This is a genomic window from Moraxella sp. CTOTU48717, assembly GCF_032057165.1.
Lineage (GTDB): Bacteria > Pseudomonadota > Gammaproteobacteria > Pseudomonadales > Moraxellaceae > Faucicola > Faucicola tetraodonis.
In genome coordinates this window covers 24209-40048 of sequence record NZ_DAMBBC010000009.1, presented here as the reverse complement: position 1 = coordinate 40048, position 15840 = coordinate 24209, and the positions used below count along the sequence as shown (strand labels likewise).

Annotated in this window: 13 protein-coding genes; 3 read left to right on the top strand and 10 right to left on the bottom strand. The window is 45.0% G+C overall.

The window, feature by feature from the left end:
• Window positions 1-95 precede the first annotated feature (95 nt).
• Complete coding sequence (locus tag RT084_RS06855) at window positions 96-1565, bottom strand: DHA2 family efflux MFS transporter permease subunit (RefSeq protein WP_313098572.1); 1470 nt, start codon at window positions 1563-1565, stop codon at window positions 96-98.
• 212 nt (window positions 1566-1777) lie between these two features.
• A complete protein-coding gene (locus RT084_RS06850) occupies window positions 1778-3415 on the bottom strand; it encodes an ATP-binding cassette domain-containing protein (RefSeq protein ID WP_313098569.1) in 1638 nt (545 codons plus the stop codon).
• Between the two features lie 141 nt (window positions 3416-3556).
• Between RT084_RS06850 and RT084_RS06845 the strand changes: the two genes are divergently transcribed.
• Window positions 3557-3760: a type II toxin-antitoxin system VapB family antitoxin gene (locus RT084_RS06845; protein WP_060994389.1), complete on the top strand. Its 204-nt coding sequence runs from the start codon at window positions 3557-3559 to the stop codon at window positions 3758-3760.
• Window positions 3757-4167, top strand: a complete 411-nt coding sequence (gene vapC / locus RT084_RS06840) for a type II toxin-antitoxin system VapC family toxin (protein WP_007114941.1) — start codon at window positions 3757-3759, stop codon at window positions 4165-4167. Before RT084_RS06845 ends, vapC begins: the two co-directional genes overlap by 4 nt.
• 1 nt (window position 4168) lies before the next feature.
• Here the strand turns inward: vapC and RT084_RS06835 are convergent, their stop codons facing one another.
• From RT084_RS06835 to prmB, 8 genes are all read right to left on the bottom strand, one after another.
• A complete protein-coding gene (locus RT084_RS06835; RefSeq protein ID WP_313098564.1) occupies window positions 4169-5191 on the bottom strand; it encodes an ABC transporter permease in 1023 nt (340 codons plus the stop codon).
• Window positions 5191-6240, bottom strand: a complete 1050-nt coding sequence (yejB, locus tag RT084_RS06830) for a microcin C ABC transporter permease YejB (protein WP_313098562.1) — start codon at window positions 6238-6240, stop codon at window positions 5191-5193. Before yejB ends, RT084_RS06835 begins: the two co-directional genes overlap by 1 nt.
• Window positions 6241-6300: 60 nt before the next feature.
• Window positions 6301-7101 carry a hydroxyacylglutathione hydrolase gene (gene gloB, locus RT084_RS06825; RefSeq protein WP_313098559.1) on the bottom strand — a complete coding sequence of 267 codons (801 nt, stop codon included), beginning with the start codon at window positions 7099-7101 and terminating at the stop codon, window positions 6301-6303.
• Between the two features lie 14 nt (window positions 7102-7115).
• On the bottom strand, window positions 7116-9008 hold the full coding sequence (locus tag RT084_RS06820; protein ID WP_313098556.1) for an extracellular solute-binding protein: 1893 nt from the start codon (window positions 9006-9008) through the stop codon (window positions 7116-7118).
• Between the two features lie 145 nt (window positions 9009-9153).
• Window positions 9154-10257 carry a 3-phosphoserine/phosphohydroxythreonine transaminase gene (gene serC / locus RT084_RS06815; protein ID WP_312177290.1) on the bottom strand — a complete coding sequence of 368 codons (1104 nt, stop codon included), beginning with the start codon at window positions 10255-10257 and terminating at the stop codon, window positions 9154-9156.
• A gap of 115 nt (window positions 10258-10372) precedes the next feature.
• Entirely contained in the window at window positions 10373-11257 is an 885-nt protein-coding gene (locus RT084_RS06810) for a hypothetical protein (protein ID WP_313098550.1), read from the bottom strand.
• 75 nt (window positions 11258-11332) lie between these two features.
• Window positions 11333-12436 carry a chorismate synthase gene (gene aroC / locus RT084_RS06805; RefSeq protein ID WP_312116309.1) on the bottom strand — a complete coding sequence of 368 codons (1104 nt, stop codon included), beginning with the start codon at window positions 12434-12436 and terminating at the stop codon, window positions 11333-11335.
• 154 nt (window positions 12437-12590) lie between these two features.
• A complete protein-coding gene (gene prmB, locus RT084_RS06800; RefSeq protein WP_313098701.1) occupies window positions 12591-13649 on the bottom strand; it encodes a 50S ribosomal protein L3 N(5)-glutamine methyltransferase in 1059 nt (352 codons plus the stop codon).
• A 650-nt stretch (window positions 13650-14299) separates the two neighbouring features.
• Between prmB and RT084_RS06795 the strand changes: the two genes are divergently transcribed.
• Window positions 14300-15751 carry a L,D-transpeptidase family protein gene (locus RT084_RS06795; protein ID WP_313077984.1) on the top strand — a complete coding sequence of 484 codons (1452 nt, stop codon included), beginning with the start codon at window positions 14300-14302 and terminating at the stop codon, window positions 15749-15751.
• Window positions 15752-15840: the final 89 nt, after the last annotated feature.

Below are 15840 nucleotides of genomic sequence, written 5' to 3'. Positions count from 1 at the left end.
AAATGAATCACCACGCTACCCATCAGTATGGCTTGGCATTCTATATCGACAATGACAATATAGTATCAACAATATGGGCAAGAATATAAGGGCGACTACTGGTATAGTCCTTTGCCATCAAATCGGTGCAACCGTAAAAAATACAACCCAGATAAAATCGTCATGATACCCAAAATGATAAAACTGTATGAAAACGCGGTTTGCGTCTGTGCCAGCGAGGCGCGAGCGGGCGTCAGTAAATGTAGCAGCATCGCCCCAAAGCCAATCCCAAAACTAATCGCTAATTGTTGGTTAACGGACAATAAACTATTGCCACTGCTGGTTTGACTTGGGCGAAGCCGTGCGATACTGATGGTATTCATCGTGCTAAATTGTAGCGAATTACACGCCCCCATAAAAGTCAAAAATGGCACACTTAACCAAATCGACGTGGTTTGATTGAGTTGTGATAGCAGCATGATATTAACGCCAATCAACAAGGTATTGCCCGCCAATGTTTTACGATAGCCAAATTGCTTCACAATACGCGTGACTAGCGGCTTGGTCAACAGCGCGCCCACCGCAATCGGTGCCAACATCCAACCCGCTTGTGACGGCGAATAGCCCAGCACCACTTGTAGCAGTAGCGGCAGTAAAAAAGGAATCGCACTCATCCCCAAACGGGTTAGCAAATTGCCAACGATGCCCACGCGAAAGGTACGCACTTGAAACAAATCCAAGCCAAATAGCGGTTGTTGTCCATTACGCGATTCTGAGTATTTGGCGTGATAATAATAGCCAATAAGCAGCATAATCGCCAATAAAGCAACCATCACGGGAAAAACCGCTGAAGCCAGATTATCGGCATGAATGTTATTGGCAAATTCGAGCGCAAAGGTAAAGCTTGCCATCGCGCCACCGAACAGCAAAAATCCAAGCAAATCCATGCTAGGATTGCGCTGTAGATAGTTGGGCATCAGTTTCCACCCTGCCCACATCCCCAACGCCCCCATGGGAATATTAATCAAAAAAATCCAATGCCAGCTTGCAAGCTCTACCAAATACCCCCCGACCAAAGGTCCAATCACTGGCGCAATCATCGCAGGCATCACCGCATAATTCATCACCGATAGCATACGTTCTCGCGGATAGCTTTTAATCAGCGTTAACTTGCCCACGGGCATCAGCATCGCACCGCCCAATCCTTGCACCACGCGAGAAAAAATTAGGCTATTGAGCGTTGGTGACACCGCACACATCATCGAGCCTGCGGTAAACACGCCAATCGCCACCATAAAGGTGGTCTTAGTGCCATACTTATCGGCAATAAAACCACTAATCGGGGTAAAAATTGCTAAGGTGAGCGCATAGCTAATCACTGTCCACTGCATTGATAACGCAGGCTGATTCAAATCATGCGCCATCGCAGGCAAAGCGGTATTGAGCACCGTTGAGTCTAAGATTTGCATAAACAAGGCGATTGCCACCACGATTGGCAAATATTTGGTTTGCGCGGGGGTCAAGGCTGCTATAACAAATAGGTCATGCTGTGGCTTTTTGTCTTCGGTAATGATGGAATTTGGCATGGTTAACTTTTAACAATTGCTAAAGGGGCTGTAGTGAAGTGCATGTAATCAAGTGGCTATATAAGTGCTTGTAATCAAGTGGCTATATAAGTGCTTGTAATAAAATCACTAAGGTTAAATGACTAGGATAAATTGGCTATAACCAAGCAAACTTACGTAACAACGTGTTTCACAATAATTGTTAACTTTCTAATGTTTTGACAGCAAACCCGCTAGTTTTCACTGCTGTGCGCAATTAAGGCAGTCACATAGTGATTTTGTGGTTGGGTGAAGATATTGTCTGTCGTATCATACGCTTGTGTTTCGCCATTTTTCAATACCAGTATCGTTTGGCACAATGCCTTAACCACCTGCAAATCATGGCTGATAAAAATATAGCTTAAACCAAATTTTGCTTGAATATCTCGCAATAACTTGACCATTGCCACTTGGGTGCTGCTATCAAGCGCCGATGTGGGCTCATCGAGTAACAAAATTTTGGGTTTCATCACCAACGCTCGCGCAAGTGCCACCCGCTGACGCTGGCCGCCTGAAAGCTCATGCGGATAACGGCTGACAAAATCTCGTGGCAACCGCACCGTGTCTAAGGCTGCTAATACCGCTTTTTCACGCTCCGTTTTTGCCATACCTTGGATGGTTAGCCCTTCTTCAATTATCTCAAACACACTAAATCGTGGGTTGATACTGGCATATGGATCTTGAAATACCATTTGCATATCCGAGCGATACGGCAAAAAGGCTTTATTCGACAACGCTAAAACGTCCGTCATGTGAGCATTGGCTGACAGCAAAATCTGACCTTGCACCTTGATAGCATTAGCCAATAATTTGATGAGTGCCAAAGCCGTGGTGGTTTTGCCAGACCCCGACTCGCCCACTATACCCAAGGATTGCCCTTGAGTAAGGGTCAAATTTAACCCTTTGACCGCCTCAAACCATTGGGTGGTTTGACCCAATATATTGTTTTTTTGGGGGAAAGCAATGGTTAACGCTTTAACTTCCAAAACACTGGGTGAATTGTCAATGATGGGCAAACTTTGTCCAAAATCTTGATAAATCAATGAGCGAGTATAACTCTGCTGCGGCTGGTCAAAAATCGCTTGGGTTGCCCCCTGCTCCATGACTTTGCCTTGTTGCATGACGATGAGATTGTCGCTGTAGCGTTTGACAAGGTTTAAATCATGGCTAATCAAAATCATCGCCATGCCCCGCTCGTTTTTTAGCCCATGCAGTAACCGCAAAATCTCATGGCGAAGCGTGACATCTAGGGCGGTGGTTGGCTCGTCTGCGATAATAATGTCAGGGTCTTGCGCCAGTGCCATCGCTATCATGATACGCTGTCGTTGCCCACCCGAGAGCTCGTGCGGATAGCGGGCAAGTTTGCTTTCAGGGTCAGCAATATTGACTTGGGAAAGCAGCTCTAGGGTACGCTGTCGCCAGTGTTTTTTTGCCACGCCAGCCATAGCAAGCGATTCGGCGATTTGTTTGCTCACCGTGTGCAAGGGGTTTAAGGCAGTCATCGGCTCTTGAAAAATCATGCCGATACGTTTGCCACGGATTTGGCGAAAGACGTTTTGGTTATCTTTGCTTAGGCTATTTTTTTCAATCGGTAAAATGATTGGTTTGGGGTTTTGCGTATCGCTAACATCAGTTAAAGTGGCTTGTCCTGTGATACTTAGGCTATTTGGTAGCAGTCCGAGTAAAGCAAGGCTTGAGATGGATTTACCAGAGCCACTTTCACCCACAATGGCAAGGGTTTTGCCTGTGTGCAGGGTGTAGGATAGGTTATCGACCAGCGTTTGGGTGGCGGATTTAATGGTTAGATTTTTGACTTTGAGTAACTCGTTCATTTATCATTTCCTTGAATGATCGAACTTTTATCCGTATGCACGAGCGTCCCCGCCACAAAACCTGAACTCATATTTTTATCCTTTTAACTATTTATTAAAATGTGTATAATATCAAAGAATCATACACAAAGGCGAAATGATATGCGAACTAACATCATAATAGATGACAATCTAATGCAACAGACCCTACAAGCCACAGGCATTAAAACTAAAAAAGAAGCCGTCGAACAAGGGCTAAAGCTACTCTTGCAAAAAAGCCAACAACAAAAAATCCGTGACTTACGGGGCAAACTGCATTGGGAAGGCGACTTATCCGAAATACGTAAAACAGGTGTCGAAGCGTGAACTTGCCTATCATCGCTGATACTAGCGTTTGGATAGACTATTTTAACGGTCATTCAACACCTCACACCGATTTTTTGGACACGCAGCTTGAGGCAAGTAATGTGGCGATTTTTGATGTGATTTTGATGGAAATCTTGCAAGGTTTTCGCCTTGATACAGACTACAATCAAGCCAAAAATGCCCTTGATAGTTTATTATGTTACGATATTTTAAACCAACAAAATGCGATTAAGTACGCTGATTATTACCGCCAATTACGCAAGCAAGGCATTACCATTCGTAAAGCCAATGATGTGATGATTGCTAGTTTTTGCGTTGAACATCAATTACCTCTGTTATTTTGCGATAGGGATTTTATTCCGTTTACTCAGCATTTTGGGTTGATTGCTGCATTAAATTTTAGTTAATTCAAGACTGCCGTGGGTCAAACGCATCTCGCAGCGCTTCCCCAATAAAAATCAGCAGCGACAACACAATCGTCAGACTAAAAAATCCGGCAAGCGCCAGCCACGGAGAATCCAAATTATCCTTGCCTTGCGAAATCAATTCCCCCAGAGACGGCGACCCCGCAGGCAAGCCATAGCCCAAATAATCAAGCGTGGTGAGTGCCGTGATATTCGCCGTCAAAATAAACGGCAGCTGCGACAGACTCGACGACATCGCATTGGGCAAAATATGGCGAAACATAATCTTGGCATCTGACACCCCCATCGCCTTTGCCGACCGCACATAATCAAAATTTCTCGCTCGCAAAAACTCGGCACGCACCAGACCAACGAGCCCCATCCAGCCAAACAGCAGCATCAAGCCAAACAACACAAACACACTTGGGCTAAACAGACTGACCAAAATAATAATCATAAACAGCTGTGGCAGACCGCCCCACACTTCCATCAACCGCTGACCCACCAAATCTGTCCAGCCGCCAAAATACCCTTGCACCGCCCCCACCGCAATGCCAATGATTGACCCTGCCACCGTCAATGCCAACCCGAATAATAGCGATACACGCAAGCCATACAATACCCTTGCCAGCACATCTCGACCTTGGTCATCGGTACCGAGCCAGTTCTCGCTATTTGGCGGCGCAGGAAACGGCACATCACGACTCACACTAGGCGTTTGGTCAGCAAACGGTATCACAGGCTCAATCATATAGCCATGTTGGTTGATTAGGTCTTTGACCACAGGGTCTTGGTAATTGGTTTCGGTCTCGAACACACCGCCAAAGGTGGTTTCGGGGTAAGACTTGACGATGGGAAAATACCAGTGATTTTGGTAATTGACCAGTATGGGCTTGTCATTGGCGATAAGGTTTGCCCCCATACAGGCAAGGAAAATCAGGCTAAACATGATGAGCGAAAAAAATCCCAACCGATTACGCCGAAAGCGGTGAATGCGGGCTTGCCAAACAGGATGTTTTATCAGCATTAGCGACCCTCAAAATCAATACGGGGATCAATGAGATGATAAGTTACATCACTTATCAACTGCAAAATCAGCCCCATCAAGGTAAAAATAAACAACGTGCCAAAAATCACCGGATAATCGCGTTGTCCAATCGCTTCAAACCCCAGTCGTCCCAAACCATCCAAGTTAAAAATTACTTCAATCAAAAAATTGCCGGTAAAAAATATTCCTACAATCGCCGACGGCAAGCCTGCAATAATAATCATCATCGCATTGCGAAATACATGACCGTATAGCACTTTTTTTTCGCTTAACCCTTTACTGCGAGCCGTCAGCACGTATTGTTTGTTGAGCTCTTCCATAAAACTAAACTTGGTCAAATACGTGAGTCCCGCAAACCCGCCAATCGTGCTTGCGGTGATGGGTAATGTCAAATGCCAAAAATAATCTTTGATTTTGCCAAACGTGGACAGTTTATCAAAATTCTCACTCACCAAGCCTTGTAGCGGAAAAATTTGCCAATAACTCCCCCCTGCCAACATCACCAGTAACACTACCGCAAGCACAAACACAGGCACGGCATAACTCACCGCAAGCAGCAATGCGGTGGTTTTATCCATCAGTGAATTATGGCGTCTGGCTTTGGCAATCCCCAGCGGCACAGCGATTAAATAAATCAGTAGCGTACTCCAAAGCCCTAGCGAAATCGACACGGGCATTTTATCCAAAATCAGCTGCGCCACAGGTTTGCCTTTAAAAAACGAGGTACCAAAATCGCCTTTGGCATAGCTTGTCAACATGAGCCAAAACCGCTCGGGCGCGGATTTATCAAAGCCGTATTGTTTTTTAATAGCCTCGACCATGTCTGGCGATAAACCGCGACTGCCTTGATAAGTGGTCGTTGACAGTTGGGTTTGGGTGGCGCCCTGTTTTTGTTCTGCTTCAATTTGGGATATTTTTTGCTCGACAGGACCGCCCGGCGCCGATTGGACAATGGCAAAATTGGTGAGCAGAATCAAAAACAAGGTAGGGATGATTAATAACAGCCGTTTAACAATATATTTGCCCATGGTTATCCCTCATTGTTATCTCTCATTATTAGCCTTAATGGTTACCGTTAACTGTTAGCCTTAAAAGTTATTTTTTAGTTGGCGTAAGGCTTTAAATATCTCAAACGGGCTGTCATCTTCAATTCCTGTCTGCGTTTGTACGGTTTTTATCATCTCATCACTGGGTGCAATCACCGCACGTATAAATGGATTGATGGCTTTTTCATCGGCTAACGAGGTCGGCAAGGTTGGCGTATTTTGTTGGCGTAATTCACTGTCATGCGCTATTGCCTGTGCAATGGCTGGATTATTGGGTTCGATAAACTGGGCAAAATTAAGATTTGATAAGGTATATTCATGAGCAGGATAAAATAGCGTTTCATCGTCATGTAACTGCGCAAAACGGTCAAAGCTTTCAAACAACGTCTCAATCGTGCCGGTGAAAACACGGCCACAACCTGCGCGAAATAGCGTATCTCCACAAAAAATATGCAGACGGTTATCAAGCGTCACTAAATACGCTAAATGATTTTCGGTATGCCCTGCCACCTGCCACACCTGCACAGGACTGCCCCAAGCGGTTAATTCGCGCCCTTCAGCGACAGGGATTAAATGCGTGGCATTGATTAATGGGTGAATATTGGCATGGGCAAAAATCTGTGCGTTTGGAAACGCATTTGCCAATGCTGTTACGCCGCCGATATGGTCGGTGTGATGATGGGTCACCCACATTTGGGTGATGGTGAGATTTTCACGGTTTACAAATTCTAAAACAGGCTCAGCATCGCCAGCATCAACAATAATCACTTCGTGTGTTTCATCATTGATAATTGCCCAAATATAGTTGTCAGTGAAGGCCGGGATTGGGTGGATTTTTAGCATTGTTTTATTCCTTATTATTTTCCTAAATACTGCATGACTTGTGCTTGTTTGTCTTTGTTCGCCCACCAATAATCGATGCCGATGGCATTGCTTGGCAGCGGCCCATGTTCATAAAATTTCCAATACGCCACATTGTCAGTATGCTTGCCATAAGTCGGCACGACATAATAGCCCGCCCGTAGCAGACGGTCTAATACTTTGCTGTACAGCAAAATATCGTCACGATTCTTCGACACTATGAGTTTGGCAATCACCGCATCAATGGCTTTGTTTTTGATACCCGCCGAGTTTTGGTTGCCTTTTTCTTCTGCGGCTTGTGAGCCCCACATATAGGTTTGCTCTGCGCCCGGTGACAAACTTTGGGCAAACATATCGACAATCATGTCGTAGTCGTATCTGCGAGTGCGCTCTAAGTACTGGGGGACATCGGCTTGGCGAAAGCTGGCATCAAATCCGAGCCGCTGCAGGTTACGTAAAAAAGGCAACACAATGCGCGCATTCTTGTCATCGGCGGATAAAAATTCCAGTTTGGCGGGCTGACCATTGGGCTGATATAGCTTCATATTTTGGTATTTAAAACCCGCTTGCAGCAGCAATTCACGCGCTTTTAATAAATTGTCGCGATTAAATCCATCGCCAGTTGATTTGGGGGCTTGCCAATCGCTTAAAACAGCCTGTCTTTGAATGGGCTCAAGGTCAGATAATAGCGGATTGATAACTGCCAGTTCTTGTGGCGTTGGCGTGCCGGTTGCGGCAAGCGCTGACCCATGAAAAAAGCTTTGCAAACGTTCATATTGGCCATAAAACATGGTTTTATTGAGCCATTCAAAATCATACGCCAGTGTCATCGCTTGGCGCACCCGAATATCTTGAAAAATCGGTCGGCGCAAATTCATCACAATCGCTTGCATCGGTACCGGGTTGTTATTGGCGATTTGCGCTTTGGTGATCATGCCTGCTTTGACGGCAGGAAAGTTATAACCCGTTGCCCATGTCCGCGCTTTGCTTTCGGCACGGAAAAAATATTCGCCGGATTTAAAGCCTTCAAATGCCACTTCGGGGTTTTGATAATACACATACTTAATTTGGTCAAAATTATACCGACCGACATTTACCACCACGCCCGCGTCAGGTTTGGCGCCCCAATAATTGGGGTCACGCACATAGGTAATGGCGCGTCCTGCATCGATTGTGCCGACTTTATACGCGCCACTGCCCATCAGTGGCGTCAGTCCGACTTTATCAAAATAGCCATCAATCGATTTTTTTGACCAAATCGGCATTTGCGCGACGGTCAGTTTGATTTCTTGGTTGTCTTTAGATTTAAAAATAAATTTGACGGTTTGTCGATCGATCACTTGGGTTTCTTTGACATCGGATAGATAGCTACGCATACTCATCACGCCTTTTGTGAGCAGTGCATCCATACTGGCTTTGACATCTTGCGCCGTCACAGGCGTGCCATCCCAAAAATAGGCTTTGGGGTTGATGTGATAGATAACCCAGCTTGGGTCATCTGGGTCATAAGTGACTTTATCCGCCAGTAGTGGGTACTGCACAAACGCTTCAGACAGCGAGCCTGTCATCAAACTTTCAAACAAATAATCGGTGCCGGTCACAGGCGTACCGACATCGATCCATTTATTAATGCTGTCAAAGGTGCCGATGGCAGATAGGCTTAACACACCGCCTTTGGGGGCGTTGGGATTGGCATAGGGTAAATGAGAAACATGGGCAAATTGCGCGGTGCTGTTGTGAGCGATAGACGTACCAGTGATGATAGCGGTATTGGCAGCGGACGCGACCACTAATAAGCCCAGCACCCAGTATTTTTTGCCAAATGTCTGGCGAGTGACTGCCCTCATCCAGTGGGCTGGTTTTATCATCCTGTCTTTTTTCACTTGCATCCCCATAACCCCTTCAACTATTTTTCAAAAACCCTTGGTATTGCTAGCTGTTATCTCTCATATGCCCCACACCCACTAACTATAAAAAAGACTTAACAAGCATTTTAGCTGTTAAGTCTTAATGTAGCACGATTATTAAATCTTTTTATACGCTAGTTTGTTCAAACTGCTGCATAAATTTGATTAACTTTTCAATGGTCGCCAAATCAATCGCGTTATAAATACTGGCGCGCATGCCGCCCACTGTACGGTGCCCTTTAAGATTCAACAATCCGGCTTCGTCGGCTTTAGCTAAGAAGGTTTTATCAAGTTGACTATCTGCCAAGGTGAAGGGTACATTCATGATTGAGCGGTTGTCTTTGTTGACAGGGTTTTGGTAAAAATCGCTTTGGTCGATAAATTCATACAGCTTTTGCGCTTTTAACAAATTTTGTTGATAGATTGCCTCGACACCCCCTTGCTCAAGTAACCACTCAAACACCAAACCTGCCAAATACCAAGAAAAAGTTGCTGGGGTATTGACCATCGAATCATTATCGGCTTGGTTTTTATAGTCCAAGATACTTGGGCAAACTAAGTTGGCATGACCGATCAAATCATCACGGACAATCACAAGCGTCAAACCCGCAGGACCGATATTTTTTTGTGCACCTGCATAAATCAGTCCAAATTTTGATACATCTATTGGGCTAGATAGGATGCAAGATGACATATCCGCCACGATGGGTACATTGACCGCTGGCACATCAAACATCGCCAAGCCATTAATGGTCTCGTTGGGGCAATAATGGAAATAATCGGCGTTGTCATTAAGTTGCCAGCTATCACGTGGAGGGACAATAGTATAGTTGCTGTCTTTGGCAGAAGCGACGACATTGATTTTGCCTAGCCCCGCTTGCTCATAGCGTTTGGCTTCGCTGATGGCTTTTTTAGACCAAATGCCGGTGTCTAAATAATCAGCCTCCCCTTTGAGTAAATTCAATGGAATGGCTGAAAACTGCAAGCTTGCGCCACCTTGCAAAAATAGCACTTTATAATTGTCAGGAATGTTCATCAGCTTGCGCAAATCCTGCTCGGCTTTTGAGGCAATGCCCACAAATTCACTGCTACGGTGGCTCATCTCCATCACCGACATGCCTGAGCCCTGCCAATTTAACAATTCGGCTTGCGCTTTTTGCAGCACTGCAGTCGGCATAGATGCTGGGCCTGCACAAAAGTTAGCAACACGTTGATCAAAGCTGACACTCATAGCACGTTCCTTTTTATCGTGTGAAATGTTATCGTGTGAAATAAAAAAATACTTTACCACAATATGGCTAGTCGATGAATCATAAAGATGCGGCATCAATCGGCAGCTTTTAAGCTTAACTTGATAGCAACTGCCAAAGTTGGCGTTTTAAGCGATAATCATCAAGCATATCTACCAGATACGGCAGACGCTGTATGGGTTGTTCATCTAGACAGTCAGGCAATGGCGTCAATGCCCCCACCTTGGGATTGCCTTGATTAATACGATATAAAAATCCTGAAAACCCTGCGACTGCCATCGGGTAGCTGCTCATTAATTGCACCGTGGCTTTGGGTAAATGTTGGCTATCGGTGAGCAAAGGAAAGTTAAAAAAATGTGGGGACGCTTTTAACCCACCGATGATTTGTTGCCATAACTGGTGTTGGCGGCTGTCCGTCTGCAAAAAACGACTGTCAACCACCAGTGTCCACTCACCCCCCACTATCGCCTGCACATCAAAACTGGCAGTGAGCAATTCATCATTGATCTGTTCATTATTGAATAGCTCATCACTCTGCCCGGGATTACTGTACCTATCATTATTTGGCGCCGGGTAAACTTTTAAAGGTGAATGATGGGGTAAAGATGAATCATGCAGTAAAGATAAATGATTGAGTAAAGCTACATCATGGGGTTGAAAATTTGCCAGATTCGCTGGGGATAATTCTACTGCGCTATCAACGGCATCATCCGCAATAACAGGATGATTGAAGTCTGGCGTTGTATCAATGGGCGCAAGTTCGCTCGTTAACCCAGTTTGAGCTGGTGGTAACTGCTGTGGCATGGCAGCAAGCGTCTCAACCGCTTGATAGGAAGAAACAACCTCAAAATCTTCTAGATTAGCAAACGTTTTGACAGGGCAATCTTGGCGCACCCAACGTGTAATACCCATCTGCGCCAGTATTTCGCTTTGCCAGGCATCGTACTGCTGCTCATCAAGGGTAAGGTCAGGCACAGTCATACCAATGTTAACTCAAGTTGAATGGGGCAACGCATTGTAGCAACCTTATAGCAACCAAATACCCCTATTAAAAAATTATACAATCGGGGTGAGCGGCATAGTGACATCTGCATTTTGCCCACGATGACGCAGATAATGGTCTAACAGCACAATGGCAAGCATGGCTTCTGCTATCGGCGTAGCACGCACACCGACACAAGGGTCATGGCGCCCTTTGGTTAGCATCTCTACGGCATTGCCGTGAACATCAATGCTTTGACCCGGCGTGGTGATACTGGCAGTAGGTTTTAGCGCAATACTTACTACAATCGTCTGACCCGATGAAATCCCCCCTAAAATTCCCCCGGCATGGTTGGCATTAAAGCCGTCCAAGGTTAACTCGTCGCGAGATTCATGCCCAAACTGTCCCGCCACTGCCATGCCATCGCCAATTTCAACGCCTTTGACCGCATTGATGCTCATCATCGCATGCGCGATATCCGCATCAAGTCTGTCAAACACAGGCTCACCCAATCCCACAGGCACACCCGATGCCAATATGGTAAGCTTTGCGCCACAACTTGTCCCTTGCTCACGGCATTGGGTAATCAGCTGCTCAAACTTTGGCAAGGCATCTATATCCGCACAAAAAAATGGGTTGCTGTTGACAAATTCCCAATCAATCATATTTTCAGGTATTTGTTTGGCAACCACATCACCAATCTGGGTCACATAACCGCGAACTTCTACCCCTAGCCGTTGTTTCAAATATTTCTTGGCAATCGCGCCCGCTGCCACTCGCATTGCCGTTTCGCGCGCTGATGAGCGACCACCGCCACGATAATCGCGAAACCCATATTTCATGCTATAAGTATAATCGGCATGGTTGGGACGAAAGGTGTCTTTAATATCGCTATAATCTTTGGATTTTTGGTTGGTATTGCGAATCAAAAGCCCGATAGACGTACCTGTCGTTTTACCCTCAAACACGCCAGAGATAATTTCAACTGCATCGTCTTCACGGCGCTGGGTCGCAAATTTTGAGGTACCAGGCTTGCGGCGATCCAGGTCTATTTGCAGATCTGCTTCGGTTAAAGGCAACCCTGGTGGCACACCGTCAACGATTGCCATAAGTCCTGCGCCATGTGATTCGCCACAGGTGGTGACGGTAAAAACTTGCCCGATGGTATTGCCTGCCATTTACGCTCCGCTTGATTTTTCATCAATACTTACAAATCAAATAATAGGTTTGTTGCACCCTGTTGATATATTGCTTTTTTTAACCATTATCCAACTTATTAAATCAACAAGCCCAATCAACAAGTTAAAGATAGTAACCCTAAACAAGCGCTTACTAAGAAACACTCACATACTGCTCAAAATATGCCCGATTTTCCATCAATTCATCATAATCCATGGCAAAAATCCCATGCCCGCCATGTGCAAAGGTTAACCAATCAAACTGAATTTCAGGATAGGCTTGACGCAGTGCCCATTCACTATCCCCCACCTCGCACACCAGCAAGCCGTCACGAGTCAGATAATCTGGGGCGTTGTATAAAATATGATGCACCAAATCCAAGCCATCTTGTCCCGCTGCCAACGCGTGGTCTGGCTCATGCAAGAACTCGGGTGGTAAATCTGCCATCGTCGCGGCATCGACATACGGCGGGTTGGTTACAATCAAATCATATTGATTTTCTGCAGGTACTTTTTCAAATAAGTTTGACTCAATCAAATTGACTTGATGGTTCATGTGGTGATGATCCACATTGACCGCTGCCACTTCTAGCGCGTTTTTGTCGATATCACTGGCATCGACCATTGCATCAGGGAAACGGCTTGCCAAGGCAATGGCAATACACCCTGACCCTGTACACAAGTCCAGCATACGCTCTGGTTGTGCTAACTGCTTATCATACAATCCGTGGTCATGAAATTTTTTGTCATTAGTAGTGCCACTGATTTTTTCAACCAAATCATTCGGCTCAAAATAGGGATAAAACTGCTGGCGAATCAGCTCAGCAATTGGTGAACGTGGAATCAATACCCGTTCATCCACATAAAATGGCAAATCGCAAAAATAAGATAAATTAATTAAATAACTTAAAGGTTTGCGTTCTACGATACGGCGCTGCAGCAATGTCAATACTTCTGATTTTTCGCTATTGGTCAGGCGACAATCTAAAATTTGCTCATCGGCAGACCAATCAAGTGACAAGGTTTGTAGCACAATAGCCGAAGCCTCAGCAAACTCATCTGTAGTACCTTGCGCGACTACTACATCATACTCGCGTAATTTACTGACCCCAAAACGGATAAAATCGCGAATCGTTTTTAGGGTTTGGTGGGCTTCAGCAAACTCTTGTTGCATGGTGTCAAAAATGTCATCTGACTCGGTTTCTTCATCCATATCAAGTGCTTGCAAATCGATTTGCAAGTCATCAAACTTTTGTGAATCTTGATTTTGGTCAAAAGATGGCGTATGAGAAACATTGGCTGATGCAAATGGCGATGATGACATAGTGGTTAACCTAAAAAATTTTGAATTAAAATTATAATATACTTTGATTTTTTTACAAATTATTTAACGAGCTAAAGTTATTTAACAAGCTAAAGGGTCACAGATTTGCACAATTCAATTTTTCATCATCGAGCTGTTCAATAAACATGGTAAAAATAAATGTTGCTCGCAGGTCTAAATGTTTTAAACCCTTTTTTGCCTTAACCTTGCTATAAAAATACCGCTTGGTTAAAAAATTTTACCATTGTCTATGATGCGATTTGTTAATGTTAGACTTAAAGCATGTAAATTCGCCTCTGGGACAATTTATCTATACAACAATTTAACGGCGTAAAAATTAAGTGTGCAGCGAGGTTTAATAGCGCAAGGTTGTTAAACGCCTTGGCAAACGCTACTTAGATTGTCGTGCAGCTAACAAATGAGCCATTGCCTGAAAAGTTGGTTTTTATAGTATAATTGCTGCCAATTTATGCTTTTATTGTACGTTATTTATATTGTCCCTTATTTTTATTTGTTATTGCCGATTATTGAGTCAATCTATGAAAAAATTTGTATTATCTACCCTAGCTTGTCTGATTGCCAATCAAGCATTTGCAGCCACCAACACGGTCTCAGACACCACTACCGCCAAAACGGCACCCGCCACCAAAGCTGTTACCAAAACAACGACAACGACTAAAACTGCCACAACTAAAACTGCCACAACTAAAACTGCCACAACTAAAGCGGCCAGCGCCTCTACCGCAGCTGCGACTGCTAAAGAAACTACTACCGATAGTAAAACGGCTAAAAAATCGCAACCAGCCAAGTCCGCAGCTAGCGTCACACAATCTACCACCACGCCGAAACTCGCCTCGGCTACTGCGGTGACGGCGGCAAAACCAACGGCAGCAGCAACCGCAATCCCAGCCACCACCACGGCATTAGGCATTAAAGAAGATGCCACCCAAACAGGTATCGATAGTGACTATACTTCGGGTGAAGGTGTCGCAGGCGCGAGCTCTGAAGAAGTCAACAATACCACAACGGCTGCGCCAAATTTTGACCCGACAACAGTGGGTAACAATAAAACAGCAACAACACCTGCCAGTTTTTCTACCCTAAATTTGTCTGACTACGCACAGCTAGTCAATAGTGCCGACTGGAAACCTGGTCAAAATGTTAACTCAGCAACGACCTTAAAACTTCAAGCCTTGTTAGATTGGAATCATGCTTCACCGGGTCCAATTGATGGCGGTTGGGGTATGAATGCCAAAAAAGCGCTCAAAAATTTCCAAGCCATGCATGGACTACCCCAAGATGGCCGTATGAGCGCGGAAGTTTGGAAACTGTTAAATGAAAAAATTCCTGCCAATCAGCCTGTGTTGGTCGGTTATACCTTGACGCAAGAAGATATCAAAGGTCCGTATCAGCCAACACCGAGTGGTAGTGAAGCCAAATCTAAAATGAAAGGTCTATACTATCAAGACGTCCAAGAAATGTTGGCTGAACGTTTCCACATGGATATTCGCTATCTTAAAAAGCTTAATAGCGATAAAAAATTCACCGTGGGTGAAACCATCACCGTGTTTAACCCAGGCGCGCCGCTCAATGAGAAAATCACCCGTTTGGTTGCCAAAAAAGCCGACAATATCTTATACGCTTATAATGGCGATAGATTAATTGCCACTTATCCTACCACGGTCGGTAGTAGTGATACACCGTCTCCTACGGGTACCTTTAGTATTGTCAATCGTGTTAAAAACCCTTGGTACCGCGCCAGTAGCGGTGAAGGCAAAGATAAAAAAGTGTTTATGTTGCCGCCAGGACCCAAAAGTCCAGTCGGTGTGGTATGGATGGGACTGAGTAAACCCTCATACGGGATTCATGGCTCGCCCGTTCCTGAAGGCATTAGCCGTCAAGCCTCGCACGGCTGTGTTCGCTTAACCAACTGGGATGTGCTTGAAGTGTATGCCAATGTTGATACAGGTACCAAGGTAGATTTACAGTAGCTGTTGAGCTACAGCGTTTAGCACCGTAGTCTAGCGTGAGTGCTATACACTTTTAACCTTATTAGCCATAAAAAAACCGCTTAGCTATT